The sequence below is a fragment of the Myxococcus dinghuensis genome (assembly GCF_024198235.1).
GTDB classification, from domain to species: Bacteria; Myxococcota; Myxococcia; order Myxococcales; family Myxococcaceae; genus Myxococcus; species Myxococcus dinghuensis.
In genome coordinates, this window is sequence record NZ_JAKCFB010000041.1 from 41642 (window position 1) to 61469 (window position 19828).

The 19828-nt window shown below is 71.5% G+C and carries 16 protein-coding genes and 1 pseudogene; 7 read left to right on the forward strand and 10 right to left on the reverse strand.

All coding sequences use genetic code 11. The features are described 5' to 3' along the window. Positions 1 to 3 precede the first annotated feature (3 nt). Together LZ198_RS34845 and ttcA are read right to left on the reverse strand one after the other, a co-directional pair. Entirely contained in the window at positions 4 to 828 is an 825-nt protein-coding gene (locus tag LZ198_RS34845; protein ID WP_234071664.1) for a tellurite resistance TerB family protein, read from the reverse strand. After that, positions 807 to 1664, reverse strand: a complete 858-nt coding sequence (gene ttcA, locus LZ198_RS34850; protein ID WP_253976458.1) for a tRNA 2-thiocytidine(32) synthetase TtcA — start codon at positions 1662 to 1664, stop codon at positions 807 to 809. The genes LZ198_RS34845 and ttcA overlap by 22 nt, the downstream gene beginning before the upstream one ends. A gap of 65 nt (positions 1665 to 1729) precedes the next feature. Here ttcA and LZ198_RS34855 point away from each other — a divergent pair, with 65 nt between their 5' ends. Then, positions 1730 to 2896, forward strand: coding sequence for a ribonuclease D (locus tag LZ198_RS34855; RefSeq protein WP_253976459.1), 1167 nt, complete (start codon positions 1730 to 1732; stop codon positions 2894 to 2896). Between the two features lie 135 nt (positions 2897 to 3031). Beyond that, positions 3032 to 5755, forward strand: a complete 2724-nt coding sequence (locus LZ198_RS34860; RefSeq protein ID WP_253976460.1) for a M1 family metallopeptidase — start codon at positions 3032 to 3034, stop codon at positions 5753 to 5755. Between the two features lie 12 nt (positions 5756 to 5767). On the opposite strand, the gene LZ198_RS34865 is transcribed toward LZ198_RS34860, so the two are convergent. Next, on the reverse strand, positions 5768 to 6409 hold the full coding sequence (locus tag LZ198_RS34865) for an O-methyltransferase (protein WP_253976461.1): 642 nt from the start codon (positions 6407 to 6409) through the stop codon (positions 5768 to 5770). A gap of 94 nt (positions 6410 to 6503) precedes the next feature. On the opposite strand from LZ198_RS34865, the gene LZ198_RS34870 reads away from it, so the two are divergent. Next, positions 6504 to 6860 carry a hypothetical protein gene (locus LZ198_RS34870; RefSeq protein ID WP_253976462.1) on the forward strand — a complete coding sequence of 119 codons (357 nt, stop codon included), beginning with the start codon at positions 6504 to 6506 and terminating at the stop codon, positions 6858 to 6860. 24 nt (positions 6861 to 6884) lie between these two features. Here the strand turns inward: LZ198_RS34870 and LZ198_RS34875 are convergent, their stop codons facing one another. Beyond that, positions 6885 to 8378, reverse strand: a complete 1494-nt coding sequence (locus tag LZ198_RS34875; RefSeq protein WP_253976463.1) for a carboxypeptidase M32 — start codon at positions 8376 to 8378, stop codon at positions 6885 to 6887. Positions 8379 to 8447: 69 nt separating this feature from the next. Here LZ198_RS34875 and LZ198_RS34880 point away from each other — a divergent pair, with 69 nt between their 5' ends. Further along, complete coding sequence (locus LZ198_RS34880; RefSeq protein WP_253976464.1) at positions 8448 to 8990, forward strand: hypothetical protein; 543 nt, start codon at positions 8448 to 8450, stop codon at positions 8988 to 8990. Between the two features lie 29 nt (positions 8991 to 9019). Here LZ198_RS34880 and LZ198_RS34885 read toward each other — a convergent pair whose 3' ends face one another. Further along, positions 9020 to 10642 carry a peptide chain release factor 3 gene (locus tag LZ198_RS34885; protein WP_253976465.1) on the reverse strand — a complete coding sequence of 541 codons (1623 nt, stop codon included), beginning with the start codon at positions 10640 to 10642 and terminating at the stop codon, positions 9020 to 9022. A 116-nt stretch (positions 10643 to 10758) separates the two neighbouring features. Here LZ198_RS34885 and LZ198_RS34890 point away from each other — a divergent pair, with 116 nt between their 5' ends. Next, positions 10759 to 11166, forward strand: coding sequence for a RidA family protein (locus tag LZ198_RS34890; RefSeq protein WP_253976466.1), 408 nt, complete (start codon positions 10759 to 10761; stop codon positions 11164 to 11166). 70 nt (positions 11167 to 11236) lie between these two features. Then, positions 11237 to 12139, forward strand: coding sequence for a helix-hairpin-helix domain-containing protein (locus tag LZ198_RS34895; RefSeq protein WP_253976467.1), 903 nt, complete (start codon positions 11237 to 11239; stop codon positions 12137 to 12139). Between the two features lie 31 nt (positions 12140 to 12170). Here LZ198_RS34895 and LZ198_RS34900 read toward each other — a convergent pair whose 3' ends face one another. The 5 genes and pseudogenes from LZ198_RS34900 to LZ198_RS34920 all read right to left on the reverse strand — a co-directional run. Further along, on the reverse strand, positions 12171 to 13277 hold the full coding sequence (locus tag LZ198_RS34900) for an esterase/lipase family protein (protein ID WP_253976468.1): 1107 nt from the start codon (positions 13275 to 13277) through the stop codon (positions 12171 to 12173). A 165-nt stretch (positions 13278 to 13442) separates the two neighbouring features. Next, positions 13443 to 15620, reverse strand: a complete 2178-nt coding sequence (locus LZ198_RS34905) for a Kelch repeat-containing protein (RefSeq protein WP_253976469.1) — start codon at positions 15618 to 15620, stop codon at positions 13443 to 13445. A 185-nt stretch (positions 15621 to 15805) separates the two neighbouring features. Continuing rightward, positions 15806 to 16609: an ABC transporter permease gene (locus LZ198_RS34910; RefSeq protein WP_253976470.1), complete on the reverse strand. Its 804-nt coding sequence runs from the start codon at positions 16607 to 16609 to the stop codon at positions 15806 to 15808. A 4-nt stretch (positions 16610 to 16613) separates the two neighbouring features. Further along, the gene (locus LZ198_RS34915) at positions 16614 to 17417 is read right to left on the reverse strand and encodes an ABC transporter permease (RefSeq protein ID WP_253976471.1); all 804 of its coding nucleotides are present in this window, start codon (positions 17415 to 17417) and stop codon (positions 16614 to 16616) included. Next, positions 17414 to 18334 (reverse strand): annotated as a pseudogene (locus tag LZ198_RS34920) (ABC transporter ATP-binding protein); the annotation flags it as partial. The pseudogene LZ198_RS34920 and the gene LZ198_RS34915, both read right to left, overlap by 4 nt. Positions 18335 to 18571: 237 nt before the next feature. Here LZ198_RS34920 and LZ198_RS34925 point away from each other — a divergent pair. Then, positions 18572 to 19780 carry a small ribosomal subunit Rsm22 family protein gene (locus LZ198_RS34925; protein ID WP_253976472.1) on the forward strand — a complete coding sequence of 403 codons (1209 nt, stop codon included), beginning with the start codon at positions 18572 to 18574 and terminating at the stop codon, positions 19778 to 19780. Positions 19781 to 19828 lie beyond the last annotated feature (48 nt).

Here is a 19828-nt window from a genome sequence, read left to right on the forward strand (position 1 = left end):
TAACTACCCCTCCCTGCCCAGTCGCGCCACTTCATCGTCGGCCAGACCGAACGTCGCCTGGAGCATGTCGAGGATTCGTTGCTCGGCGGAGCTGGGCTCGCCCCCCGCGTGGGCGATCTTCGTGGCCAGCCGGAAGGCCTTCACCCGCTGGGGGTGCGTCGTCAGGCCGTGGGCCAGGACTTGGAGTCGCTGTGGCAGCCCCTCCGCGGACAGGGCCACCACCGCCTCGCTGACGAAGCTCTGGGCCCGCTCCGGGCTGACGTTCTCGAAGAGGGGGTCCGCCGCGAAGCTCTCCACCAGCGCCCGGGCCTCCGCCTCCTTGAGCCGGCCGTCCGCCGCGCTCACCAGCACCATGACCTCCGCGTAGAGCCGCTCCAGGGGCTCGCCCAGGGCCTCCGCCAGGCTGCCGCCGTTCTCGATGACGTCGATGATCTGCGCCACCTCGTCCTCGGAGATGCCCAGCGCCGCCTGGAACGTCTTGAGCAGCCCCAGCTCCGTGCGCGTGGCCCGCTGGTCCGCCAGCGCCACCGCCGCCGCCAGCCCGAAGGCCAGCATCCGGTTCTTGTGGTCCGGCAGCCGCCGCCGCAGCGACGCCAGCACGTCCTCCAGGTTGCGCGCCTCCGAAAGACGCGCCGCGCTGGATTCCACCAGGGCGTTGAGCTCCTCCGGACGGGTGCCCTCGAACTCGGGCCGCTCCAGCACCCGGCTGATGAGCGTGGTCATCTCCCGCTGCGAGACACGGCCGTCGGCCATCGCCGCCAGCAGCATCACCTCCACCAACGCGGCATTGCGCTCCTTGCGCGCGCTCACTGCCTGCTCTCGAGCCATGGACTGGCTCCCCCTTGCGTGTCCTGCGTTTCGGTCTTCGGCGCCGCCGCCGCGTCCACCGCGTTGAGCGGGTCCGGGTTGAGCGAGCGGTCCAGCAGATGTGTCGGTCGCACGTTCGCCATCGCGTTCAGGATGCTCTGTCGGACGTTCGGAATCTCCTTGCCCAGGTCCTCCACCAGCTTCTGCATGCGCTTGCGCTGCAGGTTCTCCTGGGAGCCGCACAGGTCGCAGGGGATGATGGGGAAGCCCTTCAACTCCGCGAACCTCGCGATGTCCTTCTCCGGCGCGTAGCACAGCGGCCGGATGACCACGTTGCGCCCGTCGTCGCTCCGGAGCAGCGGCGGCATCGCCTTGATGGAGCCGGCGAAGAACAGGTTGAGCATCAGCGTGTGGATGAGGTCGTCGCGGTGGTGCCCCAGGGCGATCTTCGTGCAGCCCATGTCCACCGCGGACGTGTAGAGGATGCCCCGGCGCATGCGCGAGCAGACCGCGCACTGCGTCTTCCCCGGCGGCGTCTTCTCCAGGACGATGCTGTAGGTGTCCTCCTTCAGCATCTTGTAGGCGTACCCCTCCCGCTGGAAGTACTCCTCCAGGATGTGCCCGGGGAATCCCGGGTGTCCCTGGTCCAGGTTCACCGCAAGCAAGTCGAACTTCACCGGCGCGCGACGCTGGAGCTCCCGGAGCAGGTAGAGCAGGGTGTAGGAGTCCTTGCCTCCGGACACACCCACCATGATGCGGTCCCCGTCCTCGATGAGGCGGTGGTCCGCGATGGCCCGGCCCACGTGGCCAAGCAGAGTCTTTTCCAGGCGCTGGACGTCGTTCATCGGCGTGGCCATCCTAGCGGCGGCCCGGGAAAAAACACGTCATTCAGGCGGTCCGGTCCGCTAGCCTGCCCACCGCGATGCCAACCTACCCGCAGGGTGATGTGGACGTGGTGGATGACGCTGGAGCCCACAGCGCCATCCTGAAGCTGGAAGGCACGAGCGAGCTGGCCGTGGACCTGGAGGCCGACTCCATGCACGCCTTCCGCGCCCGGCTGTGCTTCATCCAGGTCGGCACCGACCACGACGTCTTCCTCTTCGACACGCTCCAGCCCGGCGTGGAGGCGCGGCTGCTCGCCCCGCTGCTGGGCGACCCGCAGCGCACCAAGTTCTTCCACGCGGCCCAGGGCGACCTGCAGTTCCTGGCGGAGGTGGGCGTGCGCGTGCGGGGCCTGTTCGACACGCACCGCGCCGCCACCCTGCTGGGCTGGCCCAAGGTGGGGCTGGCGGACATCGCCCGCGAGAAACTGGGCGTGGAGCTGCCGAAGGAGCATCAGCAGTCCGACTTCTCCCTGCGCCCCCTGCCGCCGGGGATGCACGCGTACATCGCCAACGACGTGCGCTACCTCTGCGAGCTGGGCCGCCAGGTGCGCGTGGCCTGCGACGAGGCCGGCATCCTGGAGGAGGTGCTGCTCGACTGCGAGCGGCTGTGCGACGAGGCCGTGGCGCGCCCGGACGTGGGCGCGGACTTCAAGCCCAAGCTGCCGCGCTCCGGGCTGTCCGCCGCGCAGCAGGCGCTGGCCCACGCCATCGCCCACGCGCTGCACCGCAAGCGGCTGGAGTGGGCGGAGAAGGAGAACGTCCCCATGGGGCGGATGCTCTCCAACATGGCGCTGGCGGACATCGCCACGCGCCTGCCCTCCACCCCCCGAGACCTGGCGCGCGCGGCGGGTGTGCGCGGCGCGTTCGTGCGGGCCCACGGCGACGAGGTGCTCGCCATCGTCCGCGAGCAGCAGGAGAAGTCCGCCCGGGGGGAGCTGGCCCCGGAGCGCGAGGCCAAGGGCCCCAAGGACACCAACCGCCGCAAGCGCGAGGACCTGCTCAAGGCGTTCCGCGTGGAGAAGGCCACCGAGCGCAAGGTGACGCCGAGCGTGGTGCTCACCAACCCGCTGATGGAGGCGCTCATCGCCCACCCGCCCCGGAACCTCGACGAGCTGGCCCGGCTGCCCTACTTCGGGGACAAGCGGCTGAAGCTCTACGGCGCCGCGCTCGTCGAGCTGCTCGCCCCCTACCCCGTCCAGGGCTGAAGCGCGGCGCGCCCGCCACCCGGCCGCGTCACTCCGGACCCCGCCGCGAAGCGCTACCGCCCACGGGACGTCGGTGGTGGAATGGCCGGCGAGCCACCGGTCGGTCCCCGACGGGTGGAGGGAGAGGGCCTCGCGATGCGGTTCGGACACCTCGGCGCGTTCATCGGACTCGTCCTCCTCGCGGGCTGCGCGAGCCCCACCGCGACCGCCCAGCCGCCGCCCCTCCCACGCGCAACCCCGGCGCCCACCGGCCCCTCCGAGGAGGCCCAGCGGGTGCTCACGCCCCCCGGGCTGCGGCTGGACCCGCGCGTGCGCCCCACGCGGCAGGCGGTGATGCTGGAGCTGGACCCGCGCCAGGAGGCGTTCCGCGGCACGGTGGACATCGAGCTGTCCCTGCCCGAGCCCACCCACGCGCTGTGGCTCCACGGCGAGGAGCTCACGGTGACGGCCAGCGCGTTCCAGGTGGCCCAGGCGCGCGTGCCCACGGACGCCATGCCCGTGGGAGAGGACCTGCTCGTCTTCGTGCCGCGCGAGCCCGTGGGCCCCGGCAGCGTCACGCTGCACGTCGAGTTCACCGGCCACGCGCGGGACAAGGAGGACAGCGGCGTCTTCCGCGAGCAGGAGGACGGCCGCTGGTACGCGATGACGCAGTTCCAGGCGACCTACGCCCGGCGCGCCTTCCCCTCCTTCGACGAGCCCACCTTCAAGATTCCCTTCGAGCTGGCGCTGCGCGTGCGCGGCGGGGACGAGGCCTTCTCCAACACCCCCGTGCGCGAGCGGCGCGCGGACGCGGAGGGCTGGACGACGGTGCGCTTCCAGCCGACCCCGCCCCTGCCCACGTACCTCGTCGCCTTCGCGGTGGGGCCGTTCGACGTGGTGGACGCGGGCCGCGCGGGCCAGCGGCAGGTGCCGGTGCGCATGCTCGTCCCCCACGGGCGGAGCGCCGAGGCGCGCTGGGCCGCCGACGTCACCGGCCCGCTGCTCCAGGAGCTGGAGACCTGGTTCGGCACGCCCTACCCCTACGCCAAGCTGGACGTGGCCGCGCTGCCGGGCCAACAGGGCGGCGCCATGGAGCACCCCGGGCTCGTCACCTTCGGCGCGCAGCTCATGCTGGGCGCCGAGGCCCAGGACACGCCCTGGCGTCAGCGCACCTTCGCGGAGACCCAGGCGCACGAGCTGGCGCACCAGTGGTTCGGCAACCTCGTCACCCCGGACTGGTGGGACGACCTGTGGCTCAACGAGTCCTTCGCGGACTGGCTCGCCTTCAAGGTGGTGGCGCGCTGGAGGCCGGAGTGGAGCGGCGAGCTGCGGCGCGTGGAGTCCCGGGGGAGCGCCATGCGCGCCGACCAGCTCGTCAGCGCGCGGTGCATCCGCCAGCCCATCACCACCCCGGGCGACATCCACAGCGCCTTCGACGCCATCACCTACGGCAAGGGCGCGGCGGTGCTGGCCATGTTCGAGGCCTGGGTGGGCGAGGAGCCCTTCCAGCGCGGCGTGCGCGCCTACCTCTCCGAGCACGCGCGCGGCACCGCCACCACCGCGGACTTCTTCCACGCGTTGTCCACCGTCGCCGGCCGCGACGTGGGCCCCACCTTCTCCACCTTCCTGGACCAGCCCGGCGTGCCGCTCGTCACCGTGGAGCTCCAGTGCCCCCGGGGCGCGCCGCCCAGGCTCGCCCTGGAGCAGCGCCGCTACCTGCCGCTGGGCTCCAAGGGCGTGGAGGGCGCCGCGCTCACCTGGCGGGTGCCCCTGTGCGTGCGCTACGGCGTCGGCGCCACCGAGGGCCGCGCGTGCACCCTGCTGGAGGGGGCCACGGGCGCGCTGGAGCTGACGGAGGCGAAGGGCTGCCCGGACTGGGTCCACCCCAACGCGGACGCGCGCGGCTACTACCACGCGATGCTGCGGGGAGACGGGCTCGAGAAGCTGGCCGCGCGGGGCGGGGCGCGGCTGAGCGTGGCGGAGCGGCTGGTGCTGCTCGACGACGCGCGGGCGCTCCTGGGCAATGGCGAACTGGACGTGGGCCAGGCGCTCGGGCTGGTGGCGCGGCTGGGCACCGGCGACGCGACGCTGGTGAGCAGCGCCGCGGGCGTGGTGGACAGCCTGCGCGCGGACTTCCTCTCCGCGGCGATGCAGCCCCACCGCGCGCGCTTCGTGCGCGGGCTGTTCGGCGCGAGGGCCCGCGCCCTGGGCTTCGTGTCCAAGCCCGGGGAGAGCGAGGACGTCCGGCAGAGCCGCCCCACCCTCCTGTGGATGGCCGCCAACGTGGGCGCGGACCCGGCGCTGCGCGCGGAGGCCCGGCGGCTGACGCTGCGCTGGCTGGAGGACCGCTCGGCGCTGCCCCCCCAGGACGCGGACACCGTCCTGCTCACGGCGGCGGCGACGGGCGACGCGGCGCTGCACCAGCGGATGCGCGACGCCGTGCGCGGGGCCTCCACCGCCCACGAGCGGGAGCTGCTCTTCCTCGCCCTGGGCGGCTTCCGCGACGCGACGCTGGCCCGCGCGAGCCTGGAGTTGATGCTGGCGCCGGAGGTGGACACGCGCGAGGCCCTGCCGCCCATCCTGCTCGGCCAGCTCACCGAACCCACCACGCGCCCGCAGGCCTTCGCCTTCCTGCGCGAGCACTTCGACACCCTGCGCGAGCGGCTGCCGCGGGACCTGTCCACGTGGCTGCTCACCACCGGCGGCTTCTTCTGCGACGTCGCCCACCGCCAGCAGGTGGCCGACTTCTTCGGCCCGCGCGCCCCGGACTTCGCGGGGGGCGAGCGCGCCCTGGCGCAGACGCTGGAGCGCGTGGACCTGTGCATCGCCCAGCGCGAGGCCCTGCGCCCCGGCCTGGAGCGCTTCCTCACGCGGCACTGACGCGCACGCGCCTCAGCGCTTGCGCGCCAGCAGCATCCCGTCGCGCACCGTCAGCAGCACCTGCTCCACGCGCGGGTCCGCCGCCACCTTCGCGTTGAAGGCCACCACCGCGTGGTCGTCCGGCGCCTCCGGGCTCAACACCCGCCCGGACCACAGCACGTTGTCCGCCACCAGCAGCCCCCCGGACCGCACCTTCGGCACCACCGCGTCCCAGTACGCCCCATACCCACCCTTGTCCGCGTCGATGAACACCAGGTCGAACGGCCCCCGCAGGCTCTCCAGGGTTTCCAGGGCAGCCCCGAGCCGGAGCTGGATTTTCCGGCCATGCGGACTCTTGTCGAAGAAGCGCTGCGCCACCTCCGCGTGACGGGGGTTGACGTCGCAGGTGACGAGCTCGCCGTCGTCCGGCAGCGCGCCCGCCATCATCAGCGCCGAGTAACCCGTGAAGGTTCCTAGCTCCAGCACCCGCCGGGCCCCCGTCAGCGCGACGAGCAGCCGCAGGAAGGTGCCCGCGGTGACGCCCACCTGCATCCCCGCCCCGGGCATGTGGGCGTAGGTGAATTCCTGGAGCTCCGCGAGAAGCGGCTCCGGGGGCGTGGTGTGGGCGAGCGCATACTCTTCGATTGCGGGCGGGATGAGGGTGAGCTTGGCCATGGTCACCGTTTAACAAGTACCTGACGGCCTCTCACTTCCAGTTGCTGCCGCGCGCGGGATGCATACCCTTATGGTCCCCCAGGAGGTGCAATCCATGACGGGAGCCAGGCTGGGAGGTGCCAGAGGAGACCTGACTCGCTGCATCGATGCGAGCCTCCAGTGCCAGGCCGCGTGCGAGGCCGGCATGGCGCGCCTCGTGGCCCGCGGGGAGGCGCTCAGCAGCGAGGCCGTGCGCACGCTGCGCCAGTGCGCGGAGCTGTGCGAGCTGAACGCGCGCGCGCTGCGCAAGGAGAGCCGCCTGGCCCGCCGCACCGCCAGCCTCTGCTTCGAGCTGAGCAACCAGGTGGCGCGCACCGCGTGGCTGGACGCGGAGGACCCGGGCTCCCACACGCTCGCCCGGGACGCGCTGCGGCTGGCCCGCGCCTGCCGCCCGCTGCTGTTCTCCTTCTGACGGACCGACGCCGCGGCGCCCCCGTCAGAGGGCCACGCCGTGGAGCGCGCCGTACTTGCCACGCAGGTACGACAGGAAGTCCGTATCGGTGAGCCCCTGCCCCGTCACCCGCCGCACCCGCTCCTCGGCGGGGAGCCGGAAGCCGTGCTGGTGGACGTGGGCGCGCAGCCAGTCGCGCAGGGGGCGCAGCTCGCCCCGGCGCAGGTGGCCCTCCAGGTCCGGGAGGTCGCGCGCGGCGGCGCGGTGCAGCGAGGCCGAGTAGAGGTTGCCCAGGGAGTACGTGGGGAAGTAGCCCAGCTCGCCCCAGGCCCAGTGGATGTCCTGGAGCACGCCCCGCGCGTCGTCCGGCGGCGTGACGCCGAGGTAGCGCGCCATGCGCTCGTTCCACGCGGCGGGCAGGTCCTCCAGCGGCAGCGCGTCGCGGAGGAGCAACAGCTCCAGCTCGTAGCGCACGGCGATGTGGAGGTTGTACGTCACCTCGTCCGACTCGATGCGGATGAGCGACGGGCGCACACGGTTGACGGCGGCGAGGAAGCCCTCCAGCGACACGCCCGCCAGCGCCTGGGGGAAGTAGTCGTCGCGCAGGAGGGGGAAGTAGTGCTCCCAGAAGGGGCGGCTCCTGCCGATGATGTTCTCCCACAGGCGCGACTGGGACTCGTGCAGCCCCATGGAGGGCGCGGCGGCCAGCGGGGTGCGGTGCAGCTCCGGCGCGAAGCCCTGCTCGTAGAGGCCGTGCCCCGCCTCGTGGATGGTGCTGAAGAGCGCCGACAGCGGCTGGGACTCGTCCACGTGGGTGGTGAGGCGCACGTCCAGCGGGTGGGTGCCCCCGGTGAAGGGGTGGATGCTCAGGTCCTGCCGCCCCGCCTCCAGGTCGAAGCCGAGGTCCTCCAGGAGCCGCAGCGTGAAGCGCCACTGGGCGTCCTTGTCGTAGCGCCGGCCGTCGAACAGGTCCGGCGCCTCCGGGGCGCTCGCGGTGAGCCGGCCCACCATGGGGATGAGCGCCTCGCGCAGCGCGGTCAGCACGGGGGTGAGGCGCGAGACGCGCATGCCGGGCTCGTAGCCCTCCAGGAGCGCGTCGTAGCGCTCGCCGTCGTGGCCGTACGCGTCCGCCTGCTCGCGGCGCAGCGTCAGCAGGCGCTGGAGGGCGGGCTGGAAGCGGGCGAAGCGGCGCTCCTTGCGCGCCTCGCGCCAGGCGTGGAGCGCGTGGCTCTGGGCCTCGGCCAGGGCCTTCACCAGCGCGGCGGGCACGCGCACCTCCCGCTCCCGCTCGCGCTGGAGGGTGGCCACCATGGCCCGCTCGTCGTCGGACAGGCCCGCGGCGCCGGCCTGGGCGAGCGCGTCCCCCAGGCGGGGGTCGACCAGGCGCTCGTGGTGGATGCCCTGGAGTGTCGCCAGCTGGTGGGCGCGGGCCGGGGCGGCGCGCGCGGGCAGGTACGTCTCCTGGTCCCACGTGGCGAGCCCGATGAGCCCTTGGAGGTCCTTCAACTCCTGCATCCGGGACAGCAGCCAGGTATCCATGCCCGACTTCATAACCCGCCTCACCCCGGGCTTTCACGGCGGGAGGCACAAGGGTATGAGGGCCGGGCAATGGCCAATGTCATCCAGTTCTTCATGACCCCCGACGACGAGGTCGCCTTCTTCCGCTTCCTGGAGCGCTTCGTGCTGGAGGTGTACCCCCGGCGCGTGCCCGAGGACTGGGAGACCTTCCGCGCCAACCCGGCCAACCTCGAGCGGCTCCCCACGGAGGAGCTGTACCTGGTGGCCAGCGAGCTTGGCCCCGCCATCGTCGACAAGATGAAGCGCGGCCCGGACAAGGGCTCCTGGCGCGTGGACGAGGTGCGCTCCCCCGTCATCTTCATGGAGCGCTGCCACACCAACGAGGAGGGGGAGCTGGTCAGCGGTCAGCTCTGGGCGGAGCTGGACATCACCGCGCAGACGGGCCGCAAGAACGCCGCGCCCGACCGCTTCCGGAGCCTGTTCCTCGAGATCGAGGAGTACGTGAAGAAGACGTTCCGCCGGGGACAGCCCAAGGACTTCTTCGTGGGCCCCAAGGCGGCGCGCCTCTACAAGGAGGGCCTGGTGCTGCGCAACTCCGAGCACCGGGGCGGAACGGTGGACGTCTTCAAGTAAGCGCCACCGCCCCCCGGGAGGGCCGCCCGTCAGCTCGCGGCGGCCTCCGCGAGCTTGCGCAGCTGCGGGGCCTCGTTGAGGAACTTCAGCTCCGGGTGCTTGTCCTCGGCGTGCTGGAGCGCCCAGTCGTCGCGGAAGAGGACCAGCGGCAGCCCGTCGCGGTCCTGCACCGTCTGGCGGTTGCCCTCCCAGTCGAAGGACTTGGGGTCGAAGTTGGGCCCCACCACCCAGCGCGCGTGGCTGAAGGGCAGCCGGTCCAGGGCGATCTTCGCGCCGTACTCGTGCTCCAGCCGGTACTGGAGGACCTCGAACTGGAGCGCGCCGACCACGCCCACGATGGGGTCCTTCATGCCCATGGCGAGCTGCTGGAAGATCTGCACCGTGCCCTCTTCCGACAGCTGCTCCAGGCCCTTCTCCATCTGCTTGCGGCGCAGCGGGTCCTTGGAGCGCACCACGGCGAAGTACTCCGGGCTGAAGCGCGGCACGCCCTCGAACTCCACGTCCTGGCCCTCCGCCAGCGTGTCGCCGATGCGGTACTGCCCCGGGTCGAACAGGCCGATGACGTCCCCCGGCCACGCGTCCTCGATGGCGGTGCGCTCGGCGGCCATGAACTGGCTGGGCTTGGCCAGGCGCACCTCCTTGCCCAGGCGCGAGTGGAAGGCGTTCATGCCCTTCACGTACCGGCCGCTCACCACGCGCATGAAGGCGATGCGGTCGCGGTGCGCCGGGTCCATGTTCGCTTGAATCTTGAAGACGAAGCCCGCGAACTTCGGGTGGGTGGGCTCGCGCGGGCCCTTGGTCGTCTGGCGCGAGGTGGGCGCGGGGGCCAGGTCGAGGAACGCGTCGAGGAACGGGCGCACGCCGAAGTTCGTCATCGCGCTGCCGAAGAACATGGGCGTCAGCAGGCCGGAGTCGCTCTTCTCGCGGGTGAACTCGTCACCGCCGATGTCGAGCAGCTCGATGTCCTCGTGCAGCTTGGCCAGCTCCGTGTCGGTGAGCACCGTCTTGATTTCGTCGGAGTCGATGGACACCGAGCGCTCGGCGACCTCCGACTCGCCGTGGGATCCCTCGGCGGAGAAGACGTGCACCACGCGGTTCTGCCGGTCGTAGACGCCGCGGAACTCCGGCCCCATGCCGATGGGCCAGTTCATCGGGTAGGAGCGGATGCCGAGCACCTGCTCCAGCTCGTTCATCAGCTCCAGCGGCTCGCGGCCGTAGCGGTCCAGCTTGTTGACGAAGGTGAAGATGGGGATGCCGCGCATGCGGCAGACCTTGAAGAGCTTCTTGGTCTGCGGCTCGACGCCCTTGGCCGCGTCGATGAGCATCACCGCCGCGTCGGCGGCGGCCAGCGTGCGGTAGGTGTCCTCGGAGAAGTCCTGGTGGCCCGGGGTGTCCAGCAGGTTGACGGCGTGGTCCCGATAGGTGAACTGGAGCACGGACGACGTGACGGAGATGCCGCGCTCCTTCTCCAGCTCCATCCAGTCGCTGGTGGCGTGGCGTCGTGCCCGCTTGGCCTTCACGCTGCCGGCCAGGTGGATGGCGCCGCCGTAGAGCAGCAGCTTCTCCGTGAGCGTGGTCTTTCCCGCGTCGGGGTGGGAGATGATCGCGAAGGTGCGCCGCCGGGCGACCTCCCTGTCGAGCTCGTTCGTCATGACCCGGGGCCAACTACCACGGGCCGTGTTTCCTTGCAGCCCACAAGCGGCCCTTGGCCCTCCGACCGGGGTCCATGGGAGGCTGCCACCCACCCGCCGTCCTCCCGGAGAACGCCATGGAACGCACCCTCTACGCCACGGGTACCCCCTGGGAGCCCCGGGTGGGCTACTCCCGCGCCGTGCGCGTGGGGCCCTTCATCGCCGTCTCCGGGACCACCGCCACGGACGAGGCGGGCCGCATCGTCGGGGGCACGGACGCCTACCTGCAGACGGTCCAGGTGCTCCGCAACATCGAGTCCGCCCTGAAGGCCGTCGGCGCCGGCCTGGGGGACGTGGTGCGCACCCGCATGTTCGTCACGGACATCTCCCGCTGGGAGGAGGTCGGCCGGGCGCACGGCGAGGTCTTCGGCGCCATCCGGCCGGCGACCTCCATGGTGGAGGTGAGCCGGCTCATCTCCCCGGAAATCCTGGTGGAGATCGAAGCGGACGCCATCGTCGCGGAGGCCGTGACGAAGCCGGGCTGAGGCCCTGGCGCTCCCCCGCCCGCCCGGTGGGTCGACGTCGCGCACCGGACGCTCCAACTTCCTGGGAGCCATGGGCGTCTCGTGGAAGGACAACATCACCCTCGCGGACACGCTGGAGCGCGTGGCGGACCTGCTCGAGGCGCAGGACGCGATGCCCTTCCGGGTGTCCGCGTATCGGAAGGCGGCGCGGAGCATCGCGGAGTGGCCCCGGTCCGTGGCGGAGCTGCTCGCGGAAGAAGGCGAGGCGGGGCTGCGCGCGCTGCCCGGGGTGGGCAAGAGCATCGCGGCGGCGGTGGCGGAGCTGGTGCGCACCGGGCAGCTCGGCCTGCTCCAGCGCCTGGAGGACGAGTCCTCCCCCGAGCGGCTGCTGGCGAGCGTGCCCGGCATCGGCCCGGAGCTGGCGCGGCGCATCCACGAGGAGCTGGGGGTGCGCACGCTGGAGGCGTTGGAGCAGGCGGCGCACGACGGGCGGCTGGAGGCGGTGGAGGGCTTCGGGCCGCGCCGGGGGCAACAGGTGCGCGAGCTGCTGGAGGCGCGGCTGGGGCGGAGCCGGCGTGGACAGGCGCGGCTGCGCGAGGGCGCGGGGGAAGGACCGCGGCCGGACGTCGGGCTCCTGCTCCAGGTGGACGAGGAGTACCGGCGCAAGGCGGCGGCCGGTGAGCTGCGCACCATCGCGCCCCGGCGCTTCAATCCCTCCGGTGAGGCCTGGCTGCCGGTGATGCGGCGCACGTTGGACGGCTGGGGCGTCCGGGCGCTGTTCTCCAACACGGCGCTGGCGCACCAGCAGGACGCGACGCGCGACTGGGTGGTGCTGTACTTCGAGAAGGACGGCGACGAGGGCCAGTGCACCGTCGTCACCGCGCACGGCGGTCCGCTGGACGGCCGCCGCGTGGTGCGCGGGCGCGAGGTGGAGTGCCTCGCGTACTACGGCGTCGAGTCCGAGGAGACGGAAGCGCCGCGGCCCGGGGCGTGACGGCGGTCCCGAGTGTCATCGCGGACCGTCTTCAGTCGTTCACCGCGATGTAGTGGATGACGGCCGCGTAGAACTCCGGCTCGTCGAACGTGTCGGGCCCCACGCCCACCACGTCCATGTGGTCTTGATTGACGATGCTGGACATGGAGGTGCTCGCGAACGGGCCGGGTGAGTTGAGGTTGGTGACGACGGGCACGGACATGTCGTTCGTCACCGTGTCGAACCCGAGCACCACGTCCGTGTAGCGCAGCCGCCGGCCCATCTGCTGGGAGTTGATGCCCACGAGCCCGTCGTCGTCCAGCTCGACCCTCACCCCGTCCCCCGCCCCGCCCGCGCCGTCGTTGTCGCAGTCCTCCTCGCAGTAGCCGTCACCGTCGATGTCGAAGAAGAACTCCTTGAGCAGGTACAGCGCCGGGTTCACGTTCGGGCCGAACTGCGCGGTGATGAGCGAGGCGTAGTACCCCACGTCGCTGCTGTTCATCGGGTAGTTCAGGTTGAACGCCCGGGCCCCCGTCGTCACCCCGTCGGTCGCCGAGTAGTCGTTGTAGACGACCTGCTTGAGCGCCGCGTACGCGTCGTTGCCGGCCCGGTAGATGCTGTCGCCGTAGTACTTCGCCAGGGCCGCGACGACGCTGGAGACGCCCGGGCCCAGGTCCAGCACGTACTTGGCCACCGGCGACCCCCGATGCGGCGTCGACAGGCTCACCAGCACCGCCACCACCGTCGCGCCCTTGCGCTCCCGCAGCACCCGCGCCGCCTTGCGCCCGTCCATGCCGCCTTGCGAGTGGCCGAGGATGTTCACCTTCGACGTCCCCTCCGTCGCCATGTACCCCTCGATGTCGTTGGCCAGGTCCAGCCCCCGCACCTCCGAGGAGTGGAACGCCGGCACCTGCGCCACGAAGGTGCGCTGCCCCACGTCGATGTCCGGGTTGCACGCGACCTCGAACAGCTCGTCGCACGGGTCGCCCACGAACTGTCCGTAGTCGTCCCCCCAGTAGTTGAAGCCCAGGATGTCGTCGAACCCACCCATGCCGTGCGCGAACACCACCGGATATGTCGTCCGCGTCGCGCCCGCTCGCGCCTCGGGCCCGAGCCACAACACACCCATCACCACCAGGAACGCGTGAAACCTGGGCATCACCAACTCCTCTCATCGGGGGAAGCGGTGCATCCAGGTCATGGCGAACACGGGGAATCAATCATCGCGAGACAGCGAGACACGGCACTGTCCACGGGACTGCGCTCCCCCAGACACCACCTGCTCGCGGAAGAACAAAGCGCGAGCAGGTGGAGACCCGAAACGTCAGGGTGCGGGCGTGTACAGGTCCACCGCGGACGTGGAGCCGTTGGACCCCAGGCCCCCGACGATGAGCAGGCGACCCGTGTCCGCCAGCCGCGTCACGGCGGTGTTCGTCAGCGCGTGGGTCATCGCGCCACCGGAGGTCCATTGTCCCGTCGCGGGGTCGAAGACCTCGGAGGAGGCCAGGAGCCCCACCGAGGCCCCCGCATCTCCACCGAGCACCAGCACGCGGCCTGTCCCCAGCACCGACGCCACCGCGCCATAACGGCTGTTCGTCATGGGCGCCACCGTCGTCCACGTGCCCATCGCGGGGTCGTAGATCTCCGCCGTCGCCAGCGCGCCGCCCTGCCCCCAGCCGCCAGCCACCAGCACCTTGCCGCCGGGGAGCGACACGGCGATGTGTCCGTAGCGCGTGGCCGCCATGGGCCCCGTCAACGTCCACTGCCCGGTGTTCAGGTCGTACAGCTCCGCGGTCGCGGTGTCCCCCGACGGCGTCGTGCCTCCCGCGACGAGGATCCTCCCCGACAGGAGCGGCGTGGCCGTGTGGTTCACGCGTCGCACGTTCATGGTGCCCGTGGCGCGCCAGGTGCCGGACGCGGGGTCGTACAGCTCCGCGGTGGCGAGCGTGCTGCTGAAGCTGGTCGTCTGCCGGCCTCCCGTCACCAGCACCTGCCCGGAGTCGAGCAGCGTCGCGGTGTGACGCGAGCGCGGCGTGGCCAGCCCGTTGGTGCTCGCCCAGGTCCCCGACGCCGGGTCATACACCTCCGCGGACGCCAGGTAGAGCGAGGACGTGGACTGCCCGCCCGACACCAGCACCCGCCCTTGCGACAGCTTCGTCGCCGTGTGGAGGAAGCGAGGCGTGACGAGGCTCCCCGTCGGCGTCCACGTGGCCAGGTGCTCGCTGTAGAGCTCGGCGGTGCCCAGCGCCGCGCTTCCCGTGGCGGTGCCTCCGACGGCGAGCACCAGGCCCGAGTCGAGCAGCGTGGCCGAGTGGTTGTAGCGCGCGGAGACCAAGGCCGTCGTCGACCGCCACGGCGGCGTGGGCACGGCGAAGCGCTCGGCCGTGGCGGAGCGCTGCACGCCATCCGGGCTCCCGCCCGCCACGAGCACGTCCCCCTGGGGGAGCAGCGTCGCGGTGTGCCCCAACCGGCTGGCGCTCATCGGCGCGGCGCTCGTCCAGCGCGAGAGCGTCGGGTCGTAGAGCACCGCGCTCTGGAGATAGGGGTCGCCCCCATCCGTGCCGCCCGCGAGGAGCACCTCGCCCGAGTGCAGCAGCGTCGCGGTGTGCTGCGCGCGCGGCTCGGGCAGGAGCTGCGACACGGGCGTCCACGTGTTCGCGCTCACGTCGTACAGCTCCGCGTTGCGCGAGGTGGTGATGTCGTCCACGAAGCCCGCCGCCACCAGCACCCTGCCCGACAGCAACAGCGTGGCGCTGTGACCGGAGCGCGCGGTGAGCATGCTCGCCACCGTCGTCCACACGCCCGTGGCCACGTCATACACCTCCGCGTCCCGCAGGAAGCTTCCCCGGGGGCCGTTGCGCCCTCCCACCACCAACACCAGTCCGTTGGTCAGCAGCGTCGCGGTGTGCCCCACCCGCGCCCGGCGCAGGCTCCCCGTGCCCGTCCAGGTCCCCGTCGCCGGGTCGTAGAGCGCCGCGGTGGCGAGCCCCGCCCCCGCGCCGTTCTCCCCGCCCACCACCAGCACCCGCCCGTTGCCCAGGAGCGTCGCCGTGTGCCCGGAGCGCAGCGTGTCCAGGCTGCCCGTCGACGACCAGCCGTTCGTCGACGCGTCGTAGATCTCCGCCGTCCCCGTGGGAGCCGCCGCGGAGTCGCCCCCCACCACCAGCACCCGCCCGTCACCCAACAACGTCGCGCTGTGACGCCGCCGGGTCGCGCCCATCGTCCCCGCGGCGATCCACCGCGAGCCGCTCGCGTCATACAACTCCGCGTTCGTCGCGGATTGGCCACCGGCGACCAGCACCAGGCCGGAGCGCAGCAACGTCGCCGTGTGCTCCATCCGCTGGAGCGCCATGCTCGCCGTGCCCGTCCAACCCTGCTCCAGTTCCAACCGTGAAACATCTGCTACGTCCGCCGGACCTACAAAATCCTCGTGTGAGCAGCCCGCCTGGACGAGCGCCATCGACAGCACGGCCAGCAGGCCGAGCCCGGAACATCGATTCATGAGTGGGGGTCCTTTCCTTGGGGGGGAGTGCCGCGACAGGCGCACGCGGCGGCCCATACCCCAGACCCGAAGACCGAGGCCAATCCCTGTCAGGAAAAGATGAGCACCCACCCGACCCGACAGATGGGGTTGATACAACCCACTGAGTCCGTCTCGTGACGCACGCTCACCCAGCGTGCGAGCGACTAGCTGCTGGCGGAGGTGTAGTGGCCGATGGAGTAGCGCCAGACGCGCCGCGCCAGCCACGCGAACACGAGCGAGCCACCCACGGCGCCCACGAGCGAGAGCAGCGGGAGCCGGCCCAGCATGGCCTCCGCGGGGAACGTGGTCATCAACGCCAGGGGGATGATGTACGTGAAGAGGAACGTCAGCGAGCCCCGCGCCACGCCCTTGAACACGCTGGAGGGCCAGCGCGCGAAGTCGAAGATGGACGTGAACAGGTAGGTGAGGTTGTCCACGCGCACGACGAAGAAGGCGGCGCTCACCGTGAGGATCCACAGCGAGTACAAGAGCAGCGTGCTCGTGCCCAGGAGCACCACGGACGCCAGCATCCCCGTGAGCGACGGCGGCCGGCCCAGGAGCCAGAACGCGTAGGCGAACAGGGCCACGCCGGTGAGCACGTTGAAGGCGCGCCAGGGCAGGAAGCGCTGGGTGGACACGAGGAACTGCGCGTCCGCGGGCTTGAGCAGCACGAAGTCCAGCGTGCCCTTGCGGATGTGCTCCACCACGCCGGTGAGGCTGGGGTTGATGGCCCCCTCCAGGAGCCCCTGCAGCAGCGTGAACCAGCCCACCACGAGCAGGGCCTCGCCGAAGCTCCAGCCCTCCACCTCCGGCCGCTTGCCGTACACGACGAACAGCGGCGCCAGCGCGGTGAAGATCCAGAAGAGAGACGTCACCCCCTCCGTGAAGAAGTCCGCGCGGTACTGGAGGGCCTGGAGCCCCGAGGCCTTGAGCTGCACACCGAGCAGTCGCAGATAGCGCCGAACCATGCCCCTACCCTCCGAACGCCGCGAAGCGCTTCACGCCGTGGCGCCACAGCCCCATCGCGATGACGAACATGGCCACCACCCACGCCCACTGCCGCGCGAGCAACCCCAGCGCCGTGGGCAGGTCGTGCGCCCCGGTCATCATCTCCACCGGCAACCCCATCTGATAACGGAACGGCAGCCAGTCGATGACGGCGCGCAACCCGCCGGGCAGCAGCTCCACCGGGAACATGTAGCCGGAGCAGACGAAGAAGAGGACCATCCACACCTCCATCATCTTCTGGCTGCTGTCCATGAAGAGGCTCAGCGCGCCCAGCGCGATGTTGGCCATGAAGGTGATGGCCCAGCCGCCCACCAGGGCGACGAGGAACAGACCCCAGCCCAGGGCCGTCTGGGGAATGGCCTTGGCGCCCACCAGCACCACGCTCGTCACCACGACGGGCGCGGCCACGACCAGGCGCATGGGGATGCCGGCCACGTTCTCCGACGCGTAGGCCCACAGCGGGGAGATGGGGCGCAACAGGCGCATGGACAGCGTGCCCTGCTTCACCTCCCAGTTGATGAGCCACGCGGCCCACGCGCTGGTGAGCTGACGCACCGCGAAGGTGGCGAGGAAGTAGCCCACGAAGTCCTCTCGCCCGTAGTTCCCCACCGGCGCGGTCTTCGCCACCGCCATCCACAGCACCATGTTCACCAGCGGCATGGTGGTGGACAGCACCCACACGAGCATCTCCGCGCGGTAGGCCACCGCCTCCGCGAACCCCACGCGCAGCATGGTGGGCAGGGCGCGCGCCACGGTCCGCAGGCTCATGCCGGCACCGACTCCCCGGCGGAGGCCGCCTCCGCCTCCGCCTGCTGCCTGCGCGCCTTGTTCTCCGCGAACAGCTCGCTCATGACCTCCTCCAGCGGCGCGTTCTCCACCGTGAGGTCCGTCACCGGCAGGCCGGACAGGGCGCGGGAGATGGTCGCGTTGACCGCGTCCTGCCGCACCTGGAGCACCGCCGTCCCCGCCTCGTGTGTCACCACCTTGCCCAGGGGGGCCAGCCGCGCGCCGTCCACCTCCTCCGCCAGCCGCAGCACCACGCGCTTCTCCGGGCGCACCCGCTGCACCAGCGCGTCCAGGCTGCCGTCGTAGGACAAGAGCCCCTTGTCGATGACGATGACGCGCGGGCACAGGGCCGCCACGTCGTCCATGTAGTGGCTGGTGAGGATGAGGGTGGCGCCGTACTTCTCGTTGTACTCCTTGATGAACGTCCGCATGGTGGCCTGCATGGAGACGTCCAGGCCGATGGTGGGCTCGTCGAGGAACAGCACCCGGGGCCGGTGGATGAGGGCCGCGGCCAGCTCGCACTTCATGCGCTCGCCCAGGGACAGCTGCCGGGTGGGCTTGCCGATGAGGTCGCTTATCTCCAGCAGGGACACCAGTTCGTCCAACGTCTGCTTGTATTGGACGGCGGGCACGTCGTAGATGGCGCGATTGAGTTCGAACGTCTCCGCCGGCGGCAGGTCCCAGAGGAGCTGCTGCTTCTGCCCCATGACCAGCATGATCTTCTTGAGGAACGCCTCCTCGCGCAGCCGGGGCACGTGGCCATCCACCCGCACCTCGCCCTCGGAGGGGTGGAGCAGGCCGGAGAGGACCTTGAGCGTGGTCGTCTTGCCCGCGCCGTTGGGCCCCAGGAAGCCCACGCGCTCGCCGGGGCGGATGTCGAAGGAGATGCCATCCACGGCCTTGACGGTGGAGTAGGTCCGGTGGACGAGCGAGCGCAGGGCCGCCTTGAGGCCTGGCGGACGCTTGTGGACTTTGTAGTGCTTGCGCAGGCCGTGGACGGAGATCATGTGCGACAAGGGTTTAACGCGGACGCCCCCGGGTGGCGATCGCGGAGTTGAGGGAGTGGTGGTGCGACAACGGGTTGACACGAGCGCCGACCGGGAGGCGCTCCCTGGGATGGATGAAGGCCTGGCGGGATGAGCAACGCATACAGCAAGGACCTGGAGCGGTGGATGCCGCGGCTCATCGCCGTGTGGCGCGCCTCGCGCGGCCGGGGTGACGGACCGGAGACGCGGCTGACGCCCCAGGAGGTGAAGGAGGTCGCCGCGGGCGTGCGGCAATTGTCGCTCGGGTTGACGCGGGAGCGGCAGTTGGCGGGCGCGCGGTACATGGACGACCCGAAGCTCCTGGGCGCCTACCTGCTGTTCTACTGGCCGGTGTCCTATGCCCAGGCCCGGCAGGTGCTGGGCGAGCTGCCGAACCGGCCCCGGCAGGCCCTGGACCTGGGCAGCGGCCCGGGCCCGGTGGCCTTCGCCGCGCTGGACGCGGGCGCGGGCGAGGTGACGGCGGCGGACCGGAGCAAGGCGGCGCTCAACCTGGCGCGCGCGCTGGCCACGGAGGCCGGCGAGGCCCTGGCCACCCGTGAATGGGACCCGACGAAGAAGGCCGCCGCCCTGCCGGAGGGACAGTTCGACCTCGTGACGATGGGGCACGTGGTGAACGAGCTGTACGGCACGGGCGACGCGGCGACGGCGCCCCGCGCGGCGCTGCTGGAGGCGGTGCTCGCGAAGGTGAAGCGCGGCGGCAGCCTGCTGGTGATGGAGCCGGCGCTGCGCGAGACGAGCCGGGGCCTGCTGCACGTGCGCGACGCCATGGTCGCGAAGGGCTACGCGGTGCGCGCGCCGTGCATGTACCGGGGCCCGTGTCCCGCGCTGGTGAAGGAGTCGGACTGGTGCCACGCGGAGCGGGCCTGGCCCATGCCGCGCGTGGTGGAGGAGCTGGCGCGCGCGGCGAGCCTGCACAAGGAGGCGCTGAAGATGAGCTACCTCGTGCTGGCGCCCAAGGACGAGGACTGGCCGACGCTGCCCCCCGGCAAGCTGTTCCGCATCGTCTCCGAGTCGCTCGAGGGCAAGGGGCGCCAGCGCTACATCGGCTGCGGCCCGGACGGCCGCGTGGGCCTGGCCATGCAGGAGCGCCACCGCACGGAGAAGAACGACCGGTTCTTCCAACTCAACCGCGGCGACGTCATCGCGGTGACGCAGACGGAGCCCAAGGGCGACGGGCTCGCGCTGGACGACCGCTCGGAGGTCCGCATGGTCGCCGCCGCGGGCCGGGGCGTGCCTCCGTCCCCGAAGGAGGAGACACCACCGACTCCCCCGACGACGACGGACAGCTCCACCCGCTGAGGGCGGTGCTGGGTCCGCGGGCATGCCATCCGGAGCGTGCCCACCCGG

Bases quoted from the DNA above. Each gene is read 5' to 3' on its own strand.
- LZ198_RS34895 (WP_253976467.1), top strand. From the start codon at position 11,237: ATGGGCGTCTCGTGGAAGGACAACATCACCCTCGCGGACACGCTGGAG.
- LZ198_RS34860 (WP_253976460.1), top strand. From the start codon at position 3,032: ATGCGGTTCGGACACCTCGGCGCGTTCATCGGACTCGTCCTCCTCGCG.
- LZ198_RS34865 (WP_253976461.1), bottom strand. From the start codon at position 6,409: ATGGCCAAGCTCACCCTCATCCCGCCCGCAATCGAAGAGTATGCGCTC.
- LZ198_RS34905 (WP_253976469.1), bottom strand. From the start codon at position 15,620: ATGAATCGATGTTCCGGGCTCGGCCTGCTGGCCGTGCTGTCGATGGCG.
- LZ198_RS34875 (WP_253976463.1), bottom strand. From the start codon at position 8,378: ATGGATACCTGGCTGCTGTCCCGGATGCAGGAGTTGAAGGACCTCCAA.
- LZ198_RS34890 (WP_253976466.1), top strand. From the start codon at position 10,759: ATGGAACGCACCCTCTACGCCACGGGTACCCCCTGGGAGCCCCGGGTG.
- ttcA (WP_253976458.1), bottom strand. From the start codon at position 1,664: ATGGCCACGCCGATGAACGACGTCCAGCGCCTGGAAAAGACTCTGCTT.
- LZ198_RS34880 (WP_253976464.1), top strand. From the start codon at position 8,448: ATGGCCAATGTCATCCAGTTCTTCATGACCCCCGACGACGAGGTCGCC.
- LZ198_RS34870 (WP_253976462.1), top strand. From the start codon at position 6,504: ATGACGGGAGCCAGGCTGGGAGGTGCCAGAGGAGACCTGACTCGCTGC.
- LZ198_RS34855 (WP_253976459.1), top strand. From the start codon at position 1,730: ATGCCAACCTACCCGCAGGGTGATGTGGACGTGGTGGATGACGCTGGA.
- LZ198_RS34885 (WP_253976465.1), bottom strand. From the start codon at position 10,642: ATGACGAACGAGCTCGACAGGGAGGTCGCCCGGCGGCGCACCTTCGCG.
- LZ198_RS34925 (WP_253976472.1), top strand. From the start codon at position 18,572: ATGAGCAACGCATACAGCAAGGACCTGGAGCGGTGGATGCCGCGGCTC.
- LZ198_RS34845 (WP_234071664.1), bottom strand. From the start codon at position 828: ATGGCTCGAGAGCAGGCAGTGAGCGCGCGCAAGGAGCGCAATGCCGCG.
- LZ198_RS34915 (WP_253976471.1), bottom strand. From the start codon at position 17,417: ATGAGCCTGCGGACCGTGGCGCGCGCCCTGCCCACCATGCTGCGCGTG.
- LZ198_RS34910 (WP_253976470.1), bottom strand. From the start codon at position 16,609: ATGGTTCGGCGCTATCTGCGACTGCTCGGTGTGCAGCTCAAGGCCTCG.
- LZ198_RS34900 (WP_253976468.1), bottom strand. From the start codon at position 13,277: ATGCCCAGGTTTCACGCGTTCCTGGTGGTGATGGGTGTGTTGTGGCTC.